Origin of the sequence: Micromonospora sp. ALFpr18c, assembly GCF_008868155.1 — a bacterium.
Taxonomy (GTDB): domain Bacteria; phylum Actinomycetota; class Actinomycetes; order Mycobacteriales; family Micromonosporaceae; genus Micromonospora.
This window is the reverse complement of the sequence record NZ_WBKR01000061.1, coordinates 1-22,513: the sequence shown is the minus strand read 5'-3', so window position 1 is coordinate 22,513 and position 22,513 is coordinate 1. Positions and strand designations below refer to the sequence as shown.

Here is a 22,513-nt window from a genome sequence, read left to right as displayed (position 1 = left end):
CGCGCCCCGTGGAGGTGGCCCCCTGCGGGACCACCTCCACGGACCGGGTCAGAGCGCGAGGCAGTTGGGTCGCACCGGGCCGTCGACCAGGGCGCCGCGCACGATGGTGTACGCGGTGCCGTCGAGCACCAGGCCGAGGTGCCCGACGACCCGCAGCGGGCAGTACGCCTGGATCAGCACGTTCGTCGCCCCGTCGTTGACGGCGGCGTTCCCGGTGGGCCGGACCAGTTCGTCCTGGAGAGTTCGGATGGTGGTGTAACGCACCCCGCCCGGTGTGTCGTCGCCGGCGTTGAGGTCGGCGAGGAACGCCGAGCCGATGGTCATCTGCTGGCAGGCCACGATGCCGGCGCAGCTGCCGAGGCCCAGGAACGCCACGATGTTCGCCACGTAGGTGCCGTACTGCGGTGTGCCCAGGCTGACGTACCGGCCGATGGTGGCGGTGCCGCCGAGCCGTTTGAGGTAGTAGCGGCTGACCAGGCCACCCTCGGAGTGGGCGACGAGGTCGACGGTCGACGCCCCGGTGCTGGCGCGTACCTGCTCGACGTAGCTGGCGAAGGCGCGGGCGGAGGTGGGGATGTCGCCGAGGCCCAGGTTGGGCAGTTGGTAGATGAAGGTCCGGTAGCCGTCGCCGCGCAGGCGGGCGGCGATCGGCTCGTACGCGACGGCGACACCGCTGAGCCCGCCGACCACGATGACCGGGTTGGCGGCAGCGACGGTGGCGGTGGCGACGGTGGCGGTGGCGACGGTGGCGGTGGCGGCGGGCGCGGCGGTGGCCGCGGTGGTGGTCGCGAGGACGGCGGCGGTGGCGAGAGCCAGGACGAGGGCGGTCTTTCGGAGCAGCATGGCTGCACCTCCGGGGGGAGGCACCCGGCGAACCGGGCAGGTGGGTGGGGGTGTCCGGTCGACCGTGCGACGATGATGCCCGCAACAATTCGGCAACGTCAATGACTTGTTACGCGCCGGTAACCCGTTGTCCCGGCGAGGGCGCAAACGGGCATAACGCTGCTCTCCATATCGGACGGAGCCGGTGGCTGGCATGCTGTGGCCGTGGTTGCCGACGAACCCCCCGAGCGCCAGCTGCGGGTGATGCCGTGGTGGCTGGTCCTGGTCGGCCTGCTGCTCGCCGCCGTCCTGGGCTGGCTGGTCCTGGACCTGCTGCTCGCCGAGGCCGACCGGGCCGGCCAGCCGGACGTCCGCGCCACCCTGCGCATCGACGCGATCCGCACCGGGCTGACCGTGGTCGCCGGCACCGGCGGTGGGCTGGCCCTGCTGCTGGCCGCGCGTCGGCAGTGGATCGCCGAACGCGCGCAGCGGCATCAGGAGAGCGTCGCCACCCGGGACCAGGCGCACCGTGACCGGGTGCAGGCGCACGCCGAGTCGGTGGCCGAGGCCGCGCAGCGCCACCAGGACCGGCAGTCCGGGGCGGCCGAACACGACGCGGCGGAGCGCCGGCTCACCGAGCTGTACACCCGAGCGGTCGAGCTGCTCGGCAACGACAGTGCGGCCGTACGCCTGGGCGGGCTGCACGCGTTGGAACGCCTCGGGCAGGACAATCCGGCACAGCGACCGACGATCGTGGCGGTGCTCTGCGCGTACCTGCGGATGCCGGCGCCGAACGACGAGCCGCGCGAGACCGAGGTCCGGCGCACCGCGCAGCGGGTCCTGACCCGGCACCTGCGCGCGGACGGCGCGGACCACTGGCCCGGCGTCGTGCTGGACCTGACCGGCGCCGCCCTGGTCGACGTCGACGCCACCGGCTGCACGCTCGTCGACGCGAACTTCACCGCGGCGACGTTCACCGGCACGACGACCTTCGCGGGTGCGACCGCGAAGGGGCGTCTCCTGCTCGCGGCGGCGGTCTTCGATGACGTGGTCTTCGACGATCTCGACGCCGACGGGGAGGTCGTGCTGGACGGTGCCCGCTTCGGCGGTTCGGCCAGCTTCGACGGTGCCACGTTCGACGGCCTGTCCTGCCGGCGGTCCAGTTTCGCCGGCCCGGCCTCATTCCGGCGGGCGACCTTCGGCCAGCCGACCAGTTTCGACGCGACCCGCTTCGAGGACACCGCCGCGTTCCGGGAGGCCGAGTTCGTCGGTGGGCTGTCGATGGAGCACACCGAGTTCGGCGGGTCGGCCAGCTTCCACGCCGTGCGTTTCGCGAACATGGCGCTGTTCCGCTGGACGGTCTTCGGCGCGGAGGCGCTGTTCGACCATGCCCGCTTCATCGACGCCGCGAACTTCGGCCGAGCCCGGTTCCACGGCATGGCCAGCTTCCGCGACGCGCGGTTCAGCCGGCCACCGCAGGTCGACCAGGCCCGGGCGGTGGCCGATCCCGCTCACCGCTGGCCGGCGGGTGCCGTGGTCGAACGACTCGACGACGACTGGCTGCTGCTGGTCGACCGCTGAGCGGCAGGTCAGCGAGCCGGCGCGCGCAGCCCGTCGAGGGCCACACCGAGGACCCGGTCGCGCTGCTCGGGTGAGGGGAACTGGGCCATGGTGAGGCCGCTGATCAGCCGCACCACGTCGTCGAAGGCGATGTCGTCGCGGACCACACCGGCGGCCTGCGCGCGGCGCATCAACGGCTCGCCGGCGGCGTAGATCTCCGTGCGGCAGCTCTGGAAGATCTCCGAGTCGTGCAGCAACTGCTCGGCGAGCGCCCGCTTGGTGGCGACGTACGCGACGAAGCGGTGCAGCCACGCGACGAGGGCGTCCCACGGGGGCAGCTCGGCCAGGTCCTCGGCGGAGCGGCTCAGTGCCCGGACCTCCTCGACGTACACGGCCTCGAAGAGGTGCCGGCGGGTCGGGAAGTTGCGGTAGAGCGTGCCGATGCCCACCCCGGCCCGGCGGGCCACGTCCTCCAGGGAGGCGGCGGCGCCGTGCTCGGCGAACGCGTCGCGTGCCGCCGCGACCAGGGCGTCGTAGTTGCGCCGCGCGTCGGCCCGCTTGGGCCGCTGCGCGAAGACCTCGGGCATCTGCCCCGCGCTGGTCATGACGTGCGTCACCTCACCTCGGTTGCATCCGGAGGCAACCCTCCGCTAGCTTAGTGGAGGCACCCCTCCGGAAAGCCCGGAGGGAGCCCTCCGCTTAGCTTACCTCGGGATCCGCCCGATCCGCCTGGCCACCCGATCGCCCGGACCCGACAGCTCCGCCCGTCACGGACGACGGGCGACAAACCTCGTTCCGTACCGTAATCAGGGAGTTTTCTCTCGTGACAGTGACCTCCCGACGCGGCTCGCGTCGGCTCACCTTCGGCGTGCTCGCGGCCGGCGCCGGGTTCTTCGCGATGCTCCAGTCGCTGATCACCCCGGTGCTGCCGACCATCCAGCAGGACCTGCACACCTCCCAGAACACCGTGACCTGGGTCCTCACCGCCTACCTGCTCTCCGCGTCGATCTTCACGCCGATCCTCGGCCGGATCGGCGACATGGTCGGCAAGGAGCGGATGCTGGTCGTCTCGCTCGCCGCGCTCGCGCTCGGCTGCCTGCTGGCCGCCATCGCACCGAACATCGGCGTCCTCATCGTCGCCCGCGTCGTGCAGGGCATCGGCGGCGCGGTGTTCCCGCTCTCGTTCGGCATCATCCGCGACGAGTTCCCCGCCGCGCGGGTCTCCTCCGCCGTGGCCGCCATCTCGGCGATCGTCGCCGTCGGCGGTGGCCTGGGCATCGTTCTCGCCGGCCCGATCGTCACCACGCTGGACTACCGCTGGCTGTTCTGGATCCCGATGGTCGTCGTCGGCCTGACCGCCGTCGCCGCGCACCTGTTCATCCCCGAGTCACCGGTGCGTACCCCCGGGCGCATCGACTGGCGCGCCACCCTGCTGCTCTCCGGCTGGCTCGTCGCGCTGCTGCTGCCGATCAGCCAGGGCGCGGCCTGGGGCTGGACCTCCACCCGGGTGCTCGGCCTGCTGGCCCTCGCCGTGGTGCTGTTCGTCGGCTGGCTGGTCGCCGAGATCCGCTCGGCCAACCCGCTGATCGACATGCGGATGATGCGCCTGCCCGGCGTCTGGACCACCAACCTGGTCGCCCTGCTCTACGGCGCGTCGATGTTCTCCGTGTACGCGTTCCTTCCGCAGTTCGTGCAGACCCCCACGTCCGCCGGCTACGGCTTCGGCGCCAGCATCAGCCAGGCCGGTCTGCTCATGCTGCCGATGCTCGTCGCGATGTTCGTCGCCGGCCTGATCGCCGGGCGACTCCAGTCCGTCTTCAGCGCCAAGGCGCAGCTCGCCACCGGCGCCGCGTTCAACGTGGCCGCCTCCGCGATGCTGGCCGCCGCGCACGACACCCGCTGGGAGGTCGCCCTCGCGGGCGGCCTGGTGGGTCTCGGCATCGGCCTGGCCTTCGCGTCGATGGCCAACCTGATCGTCGCCAGCGTGCCCGCCAGCCAGACCGGCGTGGCCACCGGCATGAACGCCAACATCCGCACCATCGGCGGCGCGATCGGCGCCGCCGTGGTCAGCGGCGTGATCACCGCCCACCCGCAGGCCAGCGGCCTACCCCGGGAGGCCGGCTTCACGATGGGGTTTCTCGTCCTCACCACGATCGCCCTGGCCGCCGCGCTCGCGGCCCTGGCCGTCCCGTCCGCCCGGCGGGCGTCGGCCGGTCGCCGGCCGACCACCGCGACGATCGTCGAGTCCGAGCTAGCCGGCGAGTTCGCCACCATGCCGGCGACCCGCTGAGGTTCGCTGTCGCAGCCCGGGCGGTTCGCCGCCCGGGCTGCGGCATGCCCGGGAGTACGCTGGCCGCTCCCCGTTCGTCGTCTCCTGGATGTGCCCATGTCTGAACTGCTGACCGCCGAGCGAATCGAAGAGATCGGCTCTCTGGGCTCCGCGAGCCCGGACCCGGCCGCGCTGGTCGCCGAACTGGTGGGTGCCGTCGACGAGGGACGCGTCGCCGACCCCGACGACACCGGGTACGCCCTGCTCGTCGCCGCGGACATCCTGGAGCAGGCGGGTGACCTGGCCGACGCGCTCGCCCTGGCCACCCGCGCCATCGCCGAACAACCCGACGAGGACGCGTACGCCCGAGCGGTGCGCGGCGGACTGCTGCTGCGCCTCGGCCGTACGGACGAGGGCCTGGCCGAACTGACCGAATTGCGCCCGCTGTTGGAGACCAACCCCGACGCCACGTACCTGATCGACGAGCTGGCCGAGTCCGGCCACGCCGAGACGGCCCTGGAGTGGCTCACCGGAGCACTGGACGCGATCCTGGAACGGACCCGGACCCAGCAGCACGAGTCCGGGGACGCCCAGGACGAGGCCGCCGCCATGATCTACGGACTGGCCCAACGCCGGCACGACCTGCGCGAGGAGCAGGGCTTCCCCCACGACGAGTACGACAACCTCGCCGACCGGCTGCGCGCCGCCAGCAACCACGCCCTCGACGCGCTCGACGACGGCCCGGCCACGCTCCTGTACTGGCCGCAGGCCGAATTCGACGCCCTGCTCGTGCGCTGGCCGGCGCTCACCGACAGCTACCCGGCCACCTGGGACGAGCACCGCACCCAGATCGAACGAGCCCTCACCGAAGCCTCCGGGCTGGGCGGCGCCGACCTGGGCGTCGTCGCCGGCACCGTCGAGGGCCTGGCGGCCTTCGCCGGCACTGACCCCATCGACGAGGAAACCCTCGACGAGTACGCGGACAGCCTCGACGAGACGGGCGTGACGGCCTGGCCGCCCGGCCGCAACGACACCTGCTGGTGTGGCTCCGGCGCCAAGTACAAGAAGTGCTGCCTGCCGCGCTCCCGCGACTGAGCGGCGCGCCGGGGCCGGTCCCCTTGAGCGTCTGATGCCTGTGAGTCATATTGATGCCTCACAGGCATCACGCCGTTGGGCCCCTCCACGTCGGCGTGCCGGGGCTCGGTGAGAGAGGCGATGGCGTGACCGCACAGGAACAGCACGAGGCGATCGAGGACAGCCCGGTGGCTGGGTGGCACAGCACATCCGGCGGTACGTCGAGACCGACGGTGCCGACGGCGGCACCTACCAGGGCGTACCCTCACTGCTCCTCACCACGCGCGGACGCCGGACCGGCACCCTGCGCCGCACCGCCCTCATGTACGGCCGCGACGGCGACAACCACCTGCTGGTGGCGTCCAACGGAGGCGCGGACAAGCACCCCGCCTGGTATCTGAACCTGAGCGCCGACCCGACGGTGGAGATCCAGGTCGGCGCGGAGCGGATCGTCGGCCGCGCCCGGACCGCGACCGGCGAGGAACGCGTCCGGCTGTGGCCGGTGATGACGAAGGTCTTCCCCACGTACGCCCGCTACGCGAAGGAGACCGACCGCGAGATCCCGGTCGTCGTCATCGAACGCCAACCCACCATCGATTAAGGAAACCGGATGACCGGAAGGTCGCCGCCATCGCCGTACGCCTTACCCTCGCTGGTCAGCACCGAGGCGTCATGCTCCAAGACCGCCAGAACCGCGGCAGCGAGGTCAACCCGACCGGTAACGACGCGCCAGTACGCCAACTCCTGCCAGTCCTCACCCCAGGTGGGCAATACCGCGCAGGCGGGACGTTCGAGCAGTCGGTGCAGCAGCTGTCGATCGCCCGGATCATCCACCAACGCCAGCACTTCGGCCACGACCACAGCCGGAACACCGAACCGGACCCCGTCGTGGGCCACCTCGTGGATGGGTTCGGCGACATCCATGGAGCCAGCCACGTAGGCAAGCAACGCGGACCGGTCCAGTATCAGCCGAACCGCCGGCGCATCGGGACTCATCATGCCGCCGGGGCCTGGCTGCCCGTGCCGTCGAGCATTTCCGCTGCCGCGCGGCGGGAACGGTCCCGCAGTGCGGCGCGTCGACCAGGCGACCATTCCTGCTCGACTTGAGCGCGTTGGGCACGGGCGCGTGCCTGTCCCTCCGAGGTCACGGTCATGCCCCGGCGGGCCAACTCGGCGTCGAGATCCTCAGCACGCATCCGTGCCCGGATCGTGTCGACTACGTATGCGCTGGCGTTGGGCTCACGCTCCAAGCGCTCCGCCACGTCCTGAGGAAGCGAGAATGACTTCTTGCTCACCGATCCGGTCATACCAGGGAGCCTATCGGATCGCACCAAGGGTCGCGAGCGACACGCGCACCCGTACGTCGATTGGGCTGGGCGCAGCTCACCTATGTCGCTACTTCAAGCAAGCCACGCGACAACGCATCCGCCCGCACATCGTGCAACGGAATCAGACTGTCGCCCCGCCGCACCTTCCATGCGCTCCACCCGTTAATCGTTGGCTTACCGGTTGCAGTCGATCCTGCCGGGGACGGTGACTCGAACGCCTCCCCGCTCTCCAACTCGATCTGTCCGGCTTCGTTGACATGCGCAAGGTAACGATCGCGTTTGTAGGTGAGTACCAACTCCTCACCAGCGCTGAGCGCCCCAACATAGACCAGTCTGGCAACCGTAACGCCACCGAAGTGAGCCCGGGTGCGTCTGGCGACGGCAGCAGAGACGCGCTGGCTGGGGAGAGCGACCGGAACGTCCAACTGCTCGGCTATCTCCCGCGGAACAGTGGGCGGCAGGATGAAACCGAGCCGCTTCGGCTCCCAGATGATCTCGCACAAGCGCTCGTAGAGCTGCTGCCGCAGCTCGATGGCTGACATATCGAAGCGGGGCACAGGATGGAAGATCTTCTCCAGTCGATACTTTTTGACCACTCCCTCAGTGAAGGGTCGGTTGCGTTCCTGGGTCGACTTGTGCAGCGACGCCGCTAGGTGATTCTGGCCGCGATACCATTCGATCTTTTGCTCATACGGCGCGTCCTGATAGCTGGCGTTATGAGACTTCCTCAGCAGCAGCAGCGCCCCAATCCGATTGCGCTGCACCCGGAAGACCGACTCGGTCTTAACCTCGGGCTGGTGGCGTTCGAACTTGTTCGCCCAGATGTGCTCGATTTCGAATGGCTCGTCCTTGTTTAGATACCGAGCGATCTCGTTCGGTCGGCCACACTCGGTCTCCACGAAGGCCGTCAGCCGGGCGAGGAGATACCTGACCTGAGACCGGTTGTCCGCTCGTAGTCCGTACCGCTTGACTCCGGTGAAGTCGACGTCCAGCTCGGCTATTCGCCTGCCCAGTACCTTCGCGACAGCATCAATGTCCGGGCAGGCTCGAAGGTCGAGGATCACCGGCAGGACGTAAGTGTCCAAATCATCCGGCTTTCCGATCCGGTTGTTGACGGCCATCCGGACGAACACCAGGTCGAGGTAGGCCGCAACCAGGAACGCCTTCTCCCGGAACTGGGCGTCGGTGTCGTCAGGGTCGATCGCGGCCAGCAGGAACGGCATCTGGTCGATCTCGTTTCTGGCGTTGTAGAACAGCGGCTCCAGTTTGGGCTCCAGAACGCTCGTCGCCGCGTGTAGTGAGGCGTAACGCTTGGAGAGATGTGCGAGATCGTGTTCGATGAAACGAGCGAAGTCCGGTGCATACTTCAGGTTCATTCGGCGCGCGGCGTTCTCCTGCACCCAGCCGTGGAACGACACCCCAATGTCGGTGACCTCGTCGGCGCTCTGTGCGTACCGGCCGATGAGCAATGCTTGAAGGAACCTCGCCGCTGCCTGCGGGGCGCGGTTGTCGATCCTCGCCAAGACGCCACCCCACGCCTCTCCCAACCGGGGCAGGTTGTGGCCGTTGCTGGCGCGCCGCAGCAGGAAGCTCTTCAACAGATCAGCGGGGCCGAGCTGCACCCCACGGTCGTTCATCGTCTCGAAGATCTCCCAGCCCTGCCGGCGATTGTTAGCGTTGATACCGACGAGGCAGACCCGGTTGAGCAGCCAGTGGATGAAGAGCGGAAGAGCTTCGTCGCGGATCGATTCCGGCAGCAGCCCGTCAAGCTCCTGGCTGCGTTCATAGAGGTTGGTGACCGACGGGCTCGCGTCGGCGGGCAGTGAGAACGGTTTGTCTTCAAAGATCGCCTCAAGAACAGGGGCCCGCTCATCAGAGCGGATCACGTAGGCCCGCTCCCCGTACGAGCTGCCGGCGATGAGCGGCTCCAAGGCGGCAATGTCGCCGTGATACTCGGGACGCTCCGCCTCCACCGCGAGCCGGCGCAAGTGCAACAGCAGCAGGTGCAACGTGGTGATCCGTTGCTGTCCGTCGACAAGCGCCGCCACCTCGTCGTCCTGGTAATAGACAAAGGGCCCGAGGAAGTACGGCCGGTAGTGGCGCACCTCGCGCCGTTCGTGGCCGGGCATCCAGTCCTCAGCAAAGTGGGCAGTCAGGTCGTCGATCAGTGCCTTGACGTCCTTCCGACCCCAGCTGTACTCGCGCTGATACGGATCAAGCCGGAATTTCAAGAGGCTGAACAGCTCCTTGATCGTGAAGCCGTCACCACGAATGGGAGAGTCGGTCACGCCACCACCTTCATCGCCTCAGCATTACGGAGCGGATAAGTTAATTCAGATTCGGCTGTACCTTCGTCGCGGTCAGGGCTTCCGCGATGGCGGCGAACTCCCGTAGCGCCGCTTCCAGATCCTCGACGATCTCGTTCGCAATCACTTCCGGCGGCAGCAGCGCGTCCGCGTCCTCCAGGGAGGCGTCCTTGAGCCAGGTGATGTCGAGGTTCGCCTTGTCGCGGGCGATCAACTCCTCATAGGAGTAGGCCCGGAACCGCTCGGTCTCGACCCGCTCGGCGCGGTCCTTGCCCGGCAGGTAGCAGTCGACGAAATCCTGGAGGTGTTCGCGGCGCAGCGGGTTCTGCTTGAGGGTGAAGTGTTGGTTGGTGCGGAAGTCGTACACCCAGAGTTTCTGGGTCCACGGCTCTTCGCGGGCGCGCTTGCGCTCGAAGAAGAGCACGTTTGCCTTCACCCCGCCTGCGTAGAAGATGCCGGTGGGCAGACGCAGCATGGTGTGCAGGTCGTACTGCTTGAGCAGCCGGCGGCGGATGGTCTCCCCCGCGCCGCCCTCGAAAAGCACGTTGTCCGGCAGGACGACTGCGGCCCGACCGTCGATCTCCAGCAGCGAGGCGATGTGCTGGACGAAGTTGAGCTGCTTGTTGGCGGTGGTGGCCCAAAAGTCGTTGCGCTCGATCTCCCGCTCCTCGCGGGTGGAGCGGCCGTCCTCGCCGATCATGCGGATCGAGGAGCTGCGGCCGAACGGCGGGTTCGCCAGAACCAGGCTGTAGCGGCGGTCCGGCTCCTTGCCGAGCGCGTCCCTGATCGCGATCAGGGAATCGCCGCTGGGCGTGCCAATGCCGTGCAGCAGCATGTTCATCGCGGCGAGTCGGGCTGTGCCGTCGACCAACTCGGTGCCGGTGATCGCACCGTTGGCGAGCCGGCGTCGCTGATCCGGCGTGAGGGAACTGCCGTGGTGCCGCTGGATATGATCGAACGCGGCGAGCAGGAAGCCACCGGTCCCGCAGGCCGGGTCGGTGATCGTGTCGTCGGGGGTGGGCTGCGTGCAGTCGACCATCGCGGCGGTCAGCGCACGCGGGGTGAAGTACTGGCCGGCACCGGACTTGGCGTCTTCGGCGCCCTTGGCGAGCAGCTCCTCGTAGGCGTCGCCCTTGACGTCGACGCCCGCCTGCGACCACTGCTCCTTGTCGATCAGATCGACGATCAGCCGCTTGAGCTTCGCCGGGTCCTGAATCTTGTTCTGCGCCTTGCGGAAGATCGTGCCGAGCGTTCCGCCCTCGCGGGCCAGGCCGGTGAGGATGTGCCGGTACTGCACCTCCAGGGCGTCACCCTCGGCGTCGAGCAGCGTCTGCCAGCTCAACTCGTCGGGCACGATCTGCTCGGGCCGGATCGGCCGGTTGGCCCGCTCATCGGCCATCTTGAGGAAGAGCAGGAACGTCAACTGCTCGACGTAGTCGATCGTCGAAACGCCGTCGTCGCGCAGCACGTCGCAGTAGTTCCACAGCTTCTGCACCAACCTGCGCGAATCCACAGTGCTCACAGCGGCAGTGCCTCCTGCTGATAGTCGTCGCCGGTCACCCTGGTCGGCGGAGCCGCCAGCTCCTTGGGAGCACGCCGAGAGCCCGCCTTCTGCTTCGGCGGTGCGGCTGCACGTTCGGTTTGGATGCGTACGAGCAGTTCCGAGGCCGGCTCGTCGTTGGGGTCCTGCGGCGCCAGCCGTCCAGCGGACGCTTCGGCCAGCAGCGACGTCCGCAGGAGTAAGGCTCTTGATCTCGCCTGCTCAATCTCCCTCAAGAGCCGATCAACCCGGGCGAGACTATCCCTTGCGTGGGCCACGATCGCTTTTTGCTCAACTAGTGGAGGGATCGGAAATTCGACCTCCTTGAATCGAGCTGCCGACAGGTGCGCGATGTTTGTGGTGATCCTAACCTCTTTCAAGAATCGGCGAGCATGCAAGTGCCGTCGAAAAACCAGAAGCGCCCATTCCGGATCCACTCCGGGACTGGCTCGGAATCGGAGGAGGCTGTTCGTGAACGCCACTTCTTTCGGATTGCCTCGATACATCGCAGGTCGACCAAGCAACTCAGGGCTCTGCCCTTCGTTGAGAAGAATGTCACCAACACGAAGCTGGAACTTGTCGAATATGGTTGGCGGGAAATCCATCTCCTTGACATCCGAGGTATCGATACGATCCTCGAACACATTAGCGACGCGGAGATAGGGCCGCATATGCGATCCTCTGTGCCAATCGGGGTGACGCTGCCGCCCTAGCTCCACTTTGCCAGCCTCGCCCACCGAACACCACCGCCAATGCGCTGGAGCGTCCGACGGAACCGCGGTAGTGAGAATTCTCTTTTTTAGCCCTTTGAGCCGGCGAACAGCCACATCTAATTGCTCCCGGCCTGCATCCAGCCGCGACAGCTGACCCCCTAAAAGAGCAACGATCCGCCGTTGTTCGGCGAGCGGAGGAAGCCGAACCGGAATTCGACTCATCGCCGCCTGAGTAAGCTTTAGCCGCGTAGTCCCGTTGGCGAATCCCTTATAATTGAATTGATTCAAGAAGTAGCATAAATAGTTTGGGTCAATCGCCCCCCTCGAGCGCAGGACATGCGCGTGGTTATTTACCCAAGAAGGTCCGGAGATAAGGTAGGCCTTCTTCTTGCTTGGGTTTAAGAATTGAACGCCATCCTCACCAAGCAGAACAAGCTCTTCATCGAAGATTGAGGCGTCGATCGATCCGACTCGGCCAGTCGCTCCATAATATGGAACTGGACCAGCCCGCCCCGCCCGCTCCTTCGCGCTAACTGGCACTCGCATACTATCGAGAACATCAACAAGATTTCCGAGGTCGGCGACGACCCAACCGTAGGGCAGATCGGTCACGCGGACAGCTCCTGATTCAGCTCGTTCAGCAGCGGCTCAGCGCGTTTACCGAACGCGCCTGCGTATCCGTCGATCCCGCCCCGCTCGCTGAACGGCGCCCCCTCCAGATCGTCCGGGGTGATCTCCACGCTGACCGCTATCACGTCCTTGATCCTCTCCAGCCACCACGCCTGATCGGCAGTGAACGTAGCCCCCGCTTGCTCCTGCCGGAGCAGCCACCCACGGAAGCGCTCCTCGACGAGGCTGCGGTAGGGGCGCAGTTCCTGATCGAGCCCCAACTCATACCGGATGAGGCTGACAAGATCCGTCACCCCCCTACTGCCCGCCGAGTCCGCGGTTCGGCCGAGCAACACGTACGACTTCCACAGCGACTCCGGTGTCCATGCCTGCGGCGGTCGGGCGATGCGCGCCGCCAACTCTTTGAGCTGGTCGTACCCGACTCTCCCCCGCCCTTCGAAGAAGACCTGCAACGCCGTAATCTCGTCGCGATGCTGCTCCAGGTAGTCGTGCCAGCTTTTCACGGTGACCTGGGCGCGCTCCTCGGGCGGCACGCCAGCGGCTGAGATCAACTTGTCGGCGTTCACCTCATCGATGGTGATGTCGTGTGCGCGGCGGATCTCCAGGATGCGTTCGCGCAGCAGTGGGTTCGCGGCGAGCGGACGTAGCGCGCCGGCCAGCAGGTCACGGATGGCCTCCGGGCCGGCCTCCTTGGCCGGGTTGAGCTGCTCGGGGGCGACGGCGTCGACCAGGCCACGCACGATTCCGGTGAGCGGCTGGTCGGCGAGTTCGGCCAACTCGGCGCGTTCGTCGTCGGTCAACTGCTGCTCCAGCCTCGCCAGCCGGGCGGCGAGGGTGGCCACCTCGTCTGAGTCGGCGGTCAGGGTGCCGGCCTTCTTCAGCAGGTCGCGCAGGGAGATCTGCCGTTCCGTGTGGCGTTGCAGCGGAACCGCCTCGTCCAGGTCCGCTTCGGTGACCCCCACCGCGTCGACGATGACGAACCGGTCCTTGACCTCGGCGTCGGGCGTGACGGCCTGGAACTCGGCGGCGTCGATGGTGCGGGCGCCGCGACCCTTCATCTGCTCGAAGTAGGTGGCGCTGCGCACCGGCCGAAGGAAGAAGACGCACTCCAACGGCCGCACGTCGGTGCCGGTGGCGATCATGTCGACGGTCACCGCGATGCGCAGCTCCGGGCTGTTGCGGAAAGCCTGGATGAGGGTGTCCGGGTTGTCGCCGCCCTTCCGGGATGCGTACGTGATCTTCGCAGCGAAGTCGTTGCCCCGCCCGAAGACCACCCGGACCATCTGCACGATCTCCTCGGCGTGGTTGTCGTCCCGCGCGAAGATCAGCGTCTTGGGCACGGTCGAGCGGCCGGGGAAGATCTCCTCGAAGAGCTTCTTGCGGAACGTCTCCAGCACCAGCCTGAGCTGGCCCCTCGAGATCACCGAGCGGCCGACCTGGCTTCCGCCGTACGTGAAATCGTCTTCCAGCTCCTGGTAGCGCTCGGCCCTGGTACGGCGGTCGCGCAGCGGCACGACGGTGCCGGCCTCGATATCGGCGCCCTTCTCGGTGATCTCCGTCTTGATCCGGTACACGTCGAAGCTGACGTTGACGCCGTCGGCGACCGCCTGCTCATAGGTGTACTCGGAGACCAGGTTCTGCTGAAAGAAGCCCAGCGTCTGCTTGACCGGCGTCGCCGTCAGTCCGACTACGAAGGCGTCGAAGTACTCGATGACGGCCCGCCATTTGCCGTAGATCGAGCGGTGACACTCGTCGACCACGATCAGGTCGAACGTCTCCGGCGGAAGCTGCCGGTTGTAGGCGACCTCGGCCGGCTCGTCCAGCTCGTAGTCGTCATACGCCCGGTCGTCGAGATCGGGATCCGGCAGGTCGTCGCCGCGCAGGGCGCCGTAGAGCCGTTGAATGGTGGAGATGACCACGGCAGACGAGTCGAGCATGCCGCCACCGGACAGCCGGTCCACGTTGTGCAGCTCGGTGAACTTCCGCCCGTCGTCCGGGGTCTGATAGCCCGCGTACTCCCGCAGGGTCTGCTTGCCGAGGTTGTTCCGGTCGACCAGGAACAGGATCCGGGTGGCACGGGCGTGCTTGAGCAGCCGGTAGCTGCTGGTGACGGCGGTGAACGTCTTGCCGGCACCGGTGGCCATCTGGATCAGCGAGCGCGGTCGGTCCTCGGCGAGGGACCGCTCCAGACCGTCGATGGCGTCAACCTGAGCCGGGCGCAGGCCGAGGCGATCCAGCGCCGGCATCCGCCGCAGCCGCGCCCGCAAAGTCGGTGCCGCCGGGTCGTCGTCGGCCTCCCGCATCCACCGCGCGAAGGTCTCCGGCCGATGAAAGGCAAAAACCTCACGAGTACGCGGAAAAGGGTCGAGTCGGTTGACGAAGGCGGTCTCGGTGCCCGTGGCGACGTAGCCGAAGGGCAGCGGGTCGTCCCGGCGCCATGCGGCGAGCTTCTGTTCGGCGGTGAGCCCGTTGAGGTAGCGGTCGAGCTGCCCCTCCACGCCACGCGGCGCGGTCCCCTCCCGCTTCGCCTCGATCACCCCGACCAGCCGCTGGTTCACGTAGAGCAGGTAGTCGGCCCGGCCGGTCGCCAGGGTTACCTCGCGGACGACGACGCCGGTGCCCGCGTACAGGTTGATCTGGCTCTCGTCCTGGACGATCCAGCCGGCGGCACCCAACTGCCGGTCGATCTCGACGCGGGTCTGCATTTCGTTGAGCGGTTCGTGGGAGGCGCGCCGGGCGCGGGCAATGAACTCTTCCCGCCGAGCGGCCGACACCTTCGCCGTCGCCTTGCTGTCGAGCGCTGCCTGCTCCGCCTGTGCCGACGGTGCCAAGCTCGCCACCAGGGCGGCGGCCTGCTCACGACGGGCGTCGGCATCCCGGACGGCAAGCTCGGCGGCGACCGTTGCGTCCGCCTGGGCCTGAGCGAGGGACGCCTTGCCCTCCAGCAGCAGCTTGGTCTGGGCCAGCTCGTCCTTGTACCGCTGGATCTCCGCCTGGAGCCCGTCAGCGATGCTCTGCGAAACCTGGCGAGGCGGCGGGGATGGCGGCACGAAACCGAGCGGAGTCCTGTCGCCCGTCAACGCCCTGTGGAACCACACGCCCAACTCGAAGCAGGTGCGCAGCATGTCGAGCGCCGCGCGCACCTCGCCCAGGTGATCGTGTACGGCCTTGTTACCCTGGTCACGGAGGCGGTCGAACGCGTGGTACGTCTCCGCAACCAGCGTGCCGTCGCCGTACAGCGCCTGAACCCGGTGGTAGAAGTCGTTCTTCTGCGGCTTCGCACCGGTGCGGCGGACAAGGTCCTTGGCCAACTCGTCGCCGAAGGCACGGATCTTGAACATCGCCGCCTGCGCGTCGACATAGACGAGCAGCTCAGCGCCCGCGCCGTACCAGACCAGTAGCGGGTGCTCCCTGAGGAACCCGAAGTTGGCGGATTGCTCTGCCAGACGTCGTACCTGTCGAGGATCCACGACACTCCACGTCGCTAGCCGTCGGTGAACACGTCAGGATAGGGAAGATCACTCCTCAGCACAGCCCCCACCACGCGCAGTGACACCTATCCGACATCGTCGCCCGTGATCGGCTGGGCGTGTAGGCCAGCCATCCCACCAGCAAGCCAGGTGGGGGTGTCGCGGCCCGATTCCGTGTGTGGCGCATGAACTACTGGCTAGCCTGGACAGCGCAGGACGCCCTCATCGGGCTCCCGCGCCCGCCTTGGGGCCCGGTAAGCGGGCCCTTCTTGCATCCCGCCCTCATTCCCGCTTCGTCATCGGATCCCAACACCACGAGTGGTAGCACCACGGCTCGGAAGCTCGCCTGCGAGCGGAGGGGTTGGAAGTTCCGTATCTCAGCGGGTGATCCGATAGCCTGGGTCCACAGGCACGGATCGATCCGGTCCGGCTTCGGCGATTCTTTGCATGATCGCTCGCAGGGTATCGGTGGTGAAGCGCTCCGGGTCGATCAGCACGTCGACGGCCACACCGGGTCCGGCCAGCCAGAACGCCTCGGCGGCTCCGATGAGAGCGGAAGTCTCACCGTGCTGGAACTCGATGAGCAGCCAGTCGGCGGGATCGCGCTCGTGATACTCGGCCAAGAATTCGCATAGCTCGGCGAGAGTGCTTAGCTGGTTACCTCGGAGCACGTGCACTCGCAGGTCAACCCGGTGGCCATCCTCGACCTGACGCTCCCAGACACGGGTGGTGACATTGACGTCCCCCCACTCGGAGGCGAAGTCCGATACCAGGTCACCGACCTCCGGCGGCAGATAAGCGATGCGAAAGCCGTCCAACTCGCCACCGCCCCGAGCAGCCGGATCAGGCACGCCGGTCACCCCGCCGCCTCGATCGCCGCCTCCACCTTGTCCAGGTAGTTGAACCACCACTCCCCCTCGTCCGGTTGGGAGGCTGTGGCGAGGAGATTGGCCGCGATCACGAACACGGCACTCACGCCGCCCGCAGTGTTCGCAACCCGTGGTGGATTGCCCGTCGAGACGGCGGCCAGGACGGCTTGCACGTCTGCCGCGGAAACCTCGGCCCACTGTTCCTGGTGGCTGACGTTGCGCGACAACTCGTTGACCTCTTGCATCGATGGCAGGCCATCGTGGACCTCGAACATGACTGCGGCGTTCACGGCCAACGTCAGTTCCACGGCCTTGGTCAGCGTCTCGGGGCTGTTGCCCAAGGCGTCCAAGGCACTGTCGAATCTGTCGGAATCACGGTGAACAGCAGCATCTAGGACAGCTCTGACCAGAGCCTCTACTTGATCATCGATCTTCACGGCCAGGTCCTCCGTCTCGGTGCTTCGCTCTCCACGCCTTGAAAGATCCGGCTGCGGCAGCAGCAGCCAGCAGAGTACCTGCAACCGCCTTGACGGCCGTCGGCAAAAATTCCTGAAAGCTCGCGTACGCCGCAGCTGTGGCGGAGGTCCACCATCCGATCGACTCGCTGCTGAGGTGTTGACGGCGCGGTGCTGGCGGTGCTGCCTGGTTCCGGTTCGCGCTGTCGAGTCGTCGAGGGACCGCAGACCTGATGACTGGCCTCACCGCCACGGGTGGTTGGCGGGTTGTGCTACCACCACCCGTGGTCAGTTTCCGTGCGACACGAGGTCGCGCGGCGCAAGTGGATACACCGTGTGATGGATCGGAGGTTGTTGTCGATGGTGTGATTCCGGGCCAGTGTCCGATGGTCCGTCCCCGCCCCGACGTGCGTGGCTGGTAACGGCTGGGTGCGGAGCTCGGGGTTCAAGCCGAAGGGTTCCCGTGCTGTCCGGGGACTACGGGTGAGGGGAAGGCTGGACGGGTGAATGGATGTGAACCTCTGTATGCCTCGTGAACCGGTGGCGTCCGGGATGGCGTGTGTGGCCGGGCGTCTGAGAAGGGCTGGCCGTGGGAGAGCGGCAGGCGGCGGACGGGGAGGAAATGCCGGTCGTGTGGACACCGTCGCCCTCGGGGTAGAGGAGGCACCCACCCCAGCCGGGTCTTGCCCGCGCGGAACGTGGAAACCCCGTCCGGGTCCGGTCGCTGCCTTGCGGCCGGTAGATCACCGTAAGGGAAGTCGATGCCTTGGCGGGACAGGATGGTCCAAGAAGCGAATGCCGGCGGCCGAAAGGCACCGGGAACCGGGGCGTTTTGGCTGGTCTGTCACCCAGCCGTCCCTGGCGAACCGGCCGGATACGGGCTGCTGCCCGAACCCGAAAGGGTGCTGACGTGGACCAGGTGAGCCTGTGAAGGGACGATGCTCACGATGCTGAAACCGATGGACAAGTTGGACGCCACGACGTCTTCGGGCGGTGTGGTGAACGGACCTGAGGGCGAGGTCGTCGACTGGGACGCCGTTGATTGGCGGACCGTCGAGGACAACGTACGGCGTCTGCGGCAGCGGATCTTCACGGCGACGAAGGCAGGGGATCTGCGCAAGGTACGTAACATGCAGAAGTTGATGCTGCGGTCCCGCGCGAACACGCTGGTCAGCGTGCGCCGGGTCACGGAGATCAACGCTGGCCGCATGACGGCGGGAATCGACGGTCGGCTTGCGCTGACCGCCGGGGACAAGGCGGATCTGGCGCGGTGGGTTGACCGCCACGCCTACGGCTGGTCCGTCCTGCCGGTCAAGCGGGTGTACATCCCCAAGGCAAACGGGAAGCGACGTCCACTCGGGATACCCGTGATCGTTGACCGGGTGCTCCAAGCCCGGACTCTCAACGCGCTGGAGCCGGAGTGGGAAGCGCGGTTCGAGCCGAGGTCCTACGGATTCCGGCCCGGCCGCGGCTGCCACGACGCGATCGAGGCCATCCACGAGGTCGTCAAGGGGAAGAACCCCAAGCGCACGTGGGTCCTCGACGCGGACCTGGCGGCGGCGTTCGACCGCATCAACCACGATCACCTCCTGGCAGCGCTGGGTGCCTTCCCCGCGCGGGCGCGGATCGCCGCGTGGCTGCGAGCCGGTGTGGTTGATCAAGGCCGGTTCGCCCCGACCGATGAGGGAACACCTCAAGGCGGGGTGATCAGTCCGCTGTTGCTCAACATTGCCCTGCACGGGATGGAACAGGCCGCAGGGGTCCACTACGAAGGTCGCACCGATGGGCGGGTGAAGATCGACAAGCGGTGCCCCGTGGTAGTGGTCAGATACGCCGACGACCTGGTCGCCCTGTGCGACAGCCGCGAACGCGCGGAACAGGTCAAGGCGCGGTTGGCCGCCTGGCTGACGCCGAGGGGTCTGACCTTCAACGAGGACAAGACACGCATCGTCCACGTCAATGACGGGTTCGACTTCCTCGGATTCACCGTCCGCCGATACGGCGACATAGCCCTGACCACTCCCAGCAAAACGGCCGTGAGACGGTTGCGGGAACGGCTACGCGGCTCGATGAGAGCACTACGCGGCGCCAGCGCGTTGGAGGTCATCCGAACGATCAACCCGATCGTGCGTGGCTGGTCGGCCTACTACCGCACGGCGGCATCCAGCGACACCTTCGGGACGCTGGAACACTACATGTGGCAACTCACCTACAAGTGGGCCAAACGCCGCCACCAGAACAAGCCGAAGCACTGGATCGTCACCCGGTACTTCGGCCGGTTCAACCCCGCCAGGCAGGACAACTGGGTGTTCGGCGACCGGGAAACCGGCGCTTACCTCCGCAGGTTCTCCTGGACGAAAATCGACCGGCACCAGATCGTCAAGGGCGGGTCGTCACCAGACGACCCCGCTCTCACCCGATACTGGGCCACCCGACGAGCGAAGGGACCCGCCCTGCTGACCGGGCTCGACCGCTGGCTACTCCGTCGCCAGCACGGACGCTGCCCCCGATGCGGGGACTACCTGCTGCACGCCGGACAGCAGCCGAACAGCCCCACCGAATGGGAACAATGGCTGCGCACCATCCGGAAGGCGATGACCAAGGGAAACATCATCGTCAACTCCGGACACGGCACACCGGTCGAAGAACAACGCCGTCTGATCCACGCCGACTGCCTACGACGGCAACCCGTCCCCGGCAGCGGCCCAGCAACCCCGCCCAGCCCAACGCCCTCGGGGCTTGCTTGAGCCGTGTGCGGTGAAAGTCGCACGCACGGTTCTGAGGGGGCCCCGGCGCAGCAATGCGCCGGGGCTACCCGACCGACGACCCCAACTGCCGCGCCTTTGCGGTCGCCGCTTCGATGGCCTGCCGGGCGCCGCCGGTGCGCGCAACGACCAGCACCAGGACCTGCTTGATGGCCTCCAGGGCCTGCAGCAGTGGCCCGGGCTGCCCGCCCTGCAGGACCATGGCGACGAGTTGCTGCGCCTCGCCGACTCCGGTGATGGCCCCGGTCGCCGCGTCACGAGCGGCGTCCACGGCGCTCTGCACGGGCGCCAGCCCGGCGATCGTCTCCTGCGGGGTGGCCTCGTTCGGCACCGCCGCGGTGGCCTTCGTCGCCTCACCGATCGAACCGGCGAGACTTCCCAGGCCGCCCTGGATGCCCGTGATCGCGTTGCGCACCCGCGCCACGCCCGCCGCTACGGCGACGAAGCCCGCGCCGGCGGCTCGCAACGCCACCTCCTGCGCCTGACTGTCAGCGGCGGCTGCCAACCCCTGCGCGCGTTCGACCCCGGTCATCAACGCGCGGAGTTCACCGGTGATCTTCTCGATCTGCGACACGTGGCCGGCGCCCCAATCGATGAAAGCGAAAGTGCTCGACAGCTGAAACTACCGGGCTACTCGCGAGGCCACTAGACACCGGCGAGGCGGTCGGCACCGCAGACAGACCCGCTAACTTTCGGTCATCTCTGCATCTGCGAACAGATGCCGGGTGTCGTTGTGGCTGGTCAGGGTCCATCGCCAACCAGCGGAGGGCCGGGTCCAGGAGAGCGGTTGCTGTACCCAGGTCGTGACGCTCCCGTGGTACGCCGCGACACCCGCGGTGGCCCGACCGGCGATAGGCACGGCCAGGAAGTGGCGGAAGGCGGCATCGATGGTTTCGCCGTGGCCGACGACGAGGACACGCTCACCTACATGCCGGGTCGTGATCTCGCCGATGGCGACGCTGGCCCGATGCAGGTAGTCCCGCCAGGTTTCGCCGCCGGCTGCGAGCGGACGGTCCGCATCGAGGGCAGGGATGTCCCCGTACTCAGCGACGACGTCAGTCCACGGCCGGCCGTCGGCGGTGCCGTAGTCCTGCTCGGCGAGGTCGGCGACGGTCTCGGCGTCCAAGCTGAGGTACGCGCCGATGATCGCGGCGCTTTCCTGGGCTCGGCGCAGCGGCGTGGTGTAGATGGCGTGAATCGGGCGCTCGTGGTGCTCTTGACCGAGTCGTTGGGCTAGTCGTTCGATCTGGCGTCGGCCGCGGTCGGTCAGTCCGCGACACCCTTGCGGGCCTCCGACGATCTGTTCGCGGTTGCAGTGGGCCTCGCCGTGGCGGGCGATGATCAGTTCAGCGGGGAGTGTCATGGTCGCTGGTCCCGTCTCAGCGTCTGATGAGGGTGTCGTAGAACCGAAGGCACTGGGCGGCGTGGTGGACAGCGCTGAAGCGGCGGGCGTGGCATCGGGCAGCGCTGGCCAGGGTCTTTCGGTGTCGAACATCGTGGATGAAGCGATCGACCGCGTCTGCCAACGAGTGCGGATTCGCCGGCTCCATGACCACTCCCGCGTCGCCGATCAGTTCGGCCATGTTGGCAACGTCCGTTGCGAGGACGGGCACACCGTGGGCGAGGTAGTCGGCGATGGCACCGCTGCCCTGGAAGGTTGGCTGGGTGCGGTAGGGGAAGATTCCGAAGTCCGTCGCCGTGACGAGCGCCAACCGAGCGGCGGCATCGAGGTACGTCGGTACGACACGCAGCTGTGTTGATCCGTGCGTGGTGCCCTTGACCTCGGCGGCGAGATCCAGTCCTGCCTGTGATGGGACGTCCCAGAACGGGCCCGCGACGATCATGCGGCCGGGTTCCTTCGTCCGCTTACATGCGGCGATCAGGTTCTCGGTGTCTTTCCAGGGGGCTGCGTAGCCGTAGAGGCTGCCAATCGGCCGGGGGTCCGAGGGTTCCAGGGCTGGGGCGAGATCCTTCGGGTATCTCGGCGAGGTGCCCGATGGGATGGTGGTTGGCAGCCAGGAGACAAGGCGTGGTGCGTGGGGCCCAGCGAGGGTCGCGAGGCGCTCGGCTCCGTAGGCGCCGAAGCACACGAAGGCGTCCATCCCGGCGACTCCCCTGTTCACCGCCTCGCGTAGGTCCGGCTCGGGGATGTGGTCGGTGAACAGGGTCCAGTCGAGGCTGTGTAGGTGGTAGACGGCCGGAGGTCGGCGGGCCGGCCACAGTTGGGGTAGCAGTTGTTCGACGTCGAGGTTTCCGAAGTGGATGGAGAGCAGGTCGTACGTGTTCACGTCGACGTCGGCAAGCATGCCCTCGGCCTCCTGGCGGACGCGCTCGGCCGTCCAGAATCGGTCCTGCTCCTTGTCGTAGGGCACGCCCGATGAGCCGAGGCGGTCGACCTGCACGCCGAGGAATCGCAGTGCGGCGGTGAAGACGTCGAGGTAGGGCGGGATGCTTCCGCCGGTGTGGTGTGGGCCGATCAGCAGGATTCGCACGGCTCACCTGCCGACGAGCGCTCGGTAGAGCCGGAGACTCGGCCGCGTTGGCTGCCCAGTCGAAGTGGTCGAGGAGGCGGCCGGCTGGGCGTTCGGCCAGGGCTATTGCGTAGTGGGGTTACTCCTGGTCACGGCGTCGATGAGGTCGTGTGGGCGGTGGTTGGCGCGTCGGGTGGCTTCGGCGATGTTGGTTGCACCGTTGGTGCGGTGGTAGCCGATT

General features: G+C 67.4%; 18 protein-coding genes. 5 read left to right on the top strand and 13 right to left on the bottom strand.

Annotation, left to right across the window (positions count from 1 at the left end; translation table 11 throughout):
- Nucleotides 1-48: 48 nt before the first annotated feature.
- Entirely contained in the window at nucleotides 49-843 is a 795-nt protein-coding gene (locus tag F8271_RS13700) for a triacylglycerol lipase (RefSeq protein ID WP_151490076.1), read from the bottom strand.
- A 204-nt stretch (nucleotides 844-1,047) separates the two neighbouring features.
- Here F8271_RS13700 and F8271_RS13695 point away from each other — a divergent pair, with 204 nt between their 5' ends.
- The gene (locus tag F8271_RS13695) at nucleotides 1,048-2,403 is read left to right on the top strand and encodes a pentapeptide repeat-containing protein (protein WP_151490075.1); all 1,356 of its coding nucleotides are present in this window, start codon (nucleotides 1,048-1,050) and stop codon (nucleotides 2,401-2,403) included.
- Nucleotides 2,404-2,411: 8 nt separating this feature from the next.
- Here F8271_RS13695 and F8271_RS13690 read toward each other — a convergent pair whose 3' ends face one another.
- The gene (locus tag F8271_RS13690) at nucleotides 2,412-2,987 is read right to left on the bottom strand and encodes a TetR/AcrR family transcriptional regulator (RefSeq protein ID WP_151490074.1); all 576 of its coding nucleotides are present in this window, start codon (nucleotides 2,985-2,987) and stop codon (nucleotides 2,412-2,414) included.
- Between the two features lie 218 nt (nucleotides 2,988-3,205).
- Between F8271_RS13690 and F8271_RS13685 the strand changes: the two genes are divergently transcribed.
- The 3 genes from F8271_RS13685 (at nucleotide 3,206) to F8271_RS13675 (ending at nucleotide 6,326) form a co-directional block, all read left to right on the top strand.
- A complete protein-coding gene (locus F8271_RS13685; protein ID WP_151490073.1) occupies nucleotides 3,206-4,672 on the top strand; it encodes an MFS transporter in 1,467 nt (488 codons plus the stop codon).
- A gap of 96 nt (nucleotides 4,673-4,768) precedes the next feature.
- On the top strand, nucleotides 4,769-5,746 hold the full coding sequence (locus tag F8271_RS13680) for an SEC-C domain-containing protein (RefSeq protein ID WP_151490072.1): 978 nt from the start codon (nucleotides 4,769-4,771) through the stop codon (nucleotides 5,744-5,746).
- Nucleotides 5,747-5,921: 175 nt separating this feature from the next.
- Complete coding sequence (locus F8271_RS13675) at nucleotides 5,922-6,326, top strand: nitroreductase family deazaflavin-dependent oxidoreductase (protein ID WP_151490071.1); 405 nt, start codon at nucleotides 5,922-5,924, stop codon at nucleotides 6,324-6,326.
- Here F8271_RS13675 and F8271_RS13670 read toward each other — a convergent pair.
- The 8 genes from F8271_RS13670 to F8271_RS13635 all read right to left on the bottom strand — a co-directional run bounded on the left by F8271_RS13670 (nucleotide 6,323) and on the right by F8271_RS13635 (nucleotide 17,018).
- Nucleotides 6,323-6,724 (bottom strand): hypothetical protein, encoded by a 402-nt coding sequence (locus tag F8271_RS13670; protein ID WP_151490070.1) that lies wholly within the window; start codon nucleotides 6,722-6,724, stop codon nucleotides 6,323-6,325. The two genes, F8271_RS13675 and F8271_RS13670, sit on opposite strands and share 4 nt — an antisense overlap.
- The gene (locus tag F8271_RS13665) at nucleotides 6,721-7,032 is read right to left on the bottom strand and encodes a hypothetical protein (RefSeq protein WP_151490069.1); all 312 of its coding nucleotides are present in this window, start codon (nucleotides 7,030-7,032) and stop codon (nucleotides 6,721-6,723) included. The genes F8271_RS13670 and F8271_RS13665 overlap by 4 nt, the downstream gene beginning before the upstream one ends.
- Before the next feature lie 80 nt (nucleotides 7,033-7,112).
- Nucleotides 7,113-9,341 (bottom strand): DUF262 domain-containing protein, encoded by a 2,229-nt coding sequence (locus F8271_RS13660; protein ID WP_151490068.1) that lies wholly within the window; start codon nucleotides 9,339-9,341, stop codon nucleotides 7,113-7,115.
- 40 nt (nucleotides 9,342-9,381) lie between these two features.
- Nucleotides 9,382-10,881, bottom strand: coding sequence for a class I SAM-dependent DNA methyltransferase (locus F8271_RS13655; RefSeq protein WP_151490067.1), 1,500 nt, complete (start codon nucleotides 10,879-10,881; stop codon nucleotides 9,382-9,384).
- Complete coding sequence (locus F8271_RS13650) at nucleotides 10,878-12,224, bottom strand: restriction endonuclease subunit S (RefSeq protein ID WP_151490066.1); 1,347 nt, start codon at nucleotides 12,222-12,224, stop codon at nucleotides 10,878-10,880. Before F8271_RS13650 ends, F8271_RS13655 begins: the two co-directional genes overlap by 4 nt.
- Nucleotides 12,221-15,712, bottom strand: a complete 3,492-nt coding sequence (locus tag F8271_RS13645; protein ID WP_151490065.1) for a DEAD/DEAH box helicase family protein — start codon at nucleotides 15,710-15,712, stop codon at nucleotides 12,221-12,223. Before F8271_RS13645 ends, F8271_RS13650 begins: the two co-directional genes overlap by 4 nt.
- Nucleotides 15,713-16,089: 377 nt before the next feature.
- Nucleotides 16,090-16,572: a hypothetical protein gene (locus tag F8271_RS13640; protein WP_225854509.1), complete on the bottom strand. Its 483-nt coding sequence runs from the start codon at nucleotides 16,570-16,572 to the stop codon at nucleotides 16,090-16,092.
- Nucleotides 16,569-17,018, bottom strand: coding sequence for a hypothetical protein (locus F8271_RS13635; RefSeq protein WP_151490064.1), 450 nt, complete (start codon nucleotides 17,016-17,018; stop codon nucleotides 16,569-16,571). Before F8271_RS13635 ends, F8271_RS13640 begins: the two co-directional genes overlap by 4 nt.
- Nucleotides 17,019-17,974: 956 nt before the next feature.
- Here F8271_RS13635 and ltrA point away from each other — a divergent pair.
- On the top strand, nucleotides 17,975-19,783 hold the full coding sequence (gene ltrA / locus F8271_RS13630) for a group II intron reverse transcriptase/maturase (protein ID WP_225854508.1): 1,809 nt from the start codon (nucleotides 17,975-17,977) through the stop codon (nucleotides 19,781-19,783).
- A gap of 64 nt (nucleotides 19,784-19,847) precedes the next feature.
- On the opposite strand, the gene F8271_RS13625 is transcribed toward ltrA, so the two are convergent.
- From F8271_RS13625 to F8271_RS13615, 3 genes are all read right to left on the bottom strand, one after another.
- A complete protein-coding gene (locus tag F8271_RS13625) occupies nucleotides 19,848-20,375 on the bottom strand; it encodes a DUF6244 family protein (protein ID WP_151490063.1) in 528 nt (175 codons plus the stop codon).
- Nucleotides 20,376-20,486: 111 nt separating this feature from the next.
- Nucleotides 20,487-21,164: a histidine phosphatase family protein gene (locus tag F8271_RS13620; protein ID WP_192580278.1), complete on the bottom strand. Its 678-nt coding sequence runs from the start codon at nucleotides 21,162-21,164 to the stop codon at nucleotides 20,487-20,489.
- 16 nt (nucleotides 21,165-21,180) lie between these two features.
- Entirely contained in the window at nucleotides 21,181-22,203 is a 1,023-nt protein-coding gene (locus tag F8271_RS13615) for a glycosyltransferase family 4 protein (protein ID WP_151490061.1), read from the bottom strand.
- Nucleotides 22,204-22,513 lie beyond the last annotated feature (310 nt).

Coding starts and splice junctions, on each gene's coding strand:
- F8271_RS13700 (WP_151490076.1), bottom strand. CDS start 843: ATGCTGCTCCGAAAGACCGCCCTCGTCCTGGCTCTCGCCACCGCCGCC.
- F8271_RS13620 (WP_192580278.1), bottom strand. CDS start 21,164: ATGACACTCCCCGCTGAACTGATCATCGCCCGCCACGGCGAGGCCCAC.
- F8271_RS13680 (WP_151490072.1), top strand. CDS start 4,769: ATGTCTGAACTGCTGACCGCCGAGCGAATCGAAGAGATCGGCTCTCTG.
- F8271_RS13665 (WP_151490069.1), bottom strand. CDS start 7,032: ATGACCGGATCGGTGAGCAAGAAGTCATTCTCGCTTCCTCAGGACGTG.
- F8271_RS13670 (WP_151490070.1), bottom strand. CDS start 6,724: ATGATGAGTCCCGATGCGCCGGCGGTTCGGCTGATACTGGACCGGTCC.
- ltrA (WP_225854508.1), top strand. CDS start 17,975: ATGCTCACGATGCTGAAACCGATGGACAAGTTGGACGCCACGACGTCT.
- F8271_RS13690 (WP_151490074.1), bottom strand. CDS start 2,987: ATGACCAGCGCGGGGCAGATGCCCGAGGTCTTCGCGCAGCGGCCCAAG.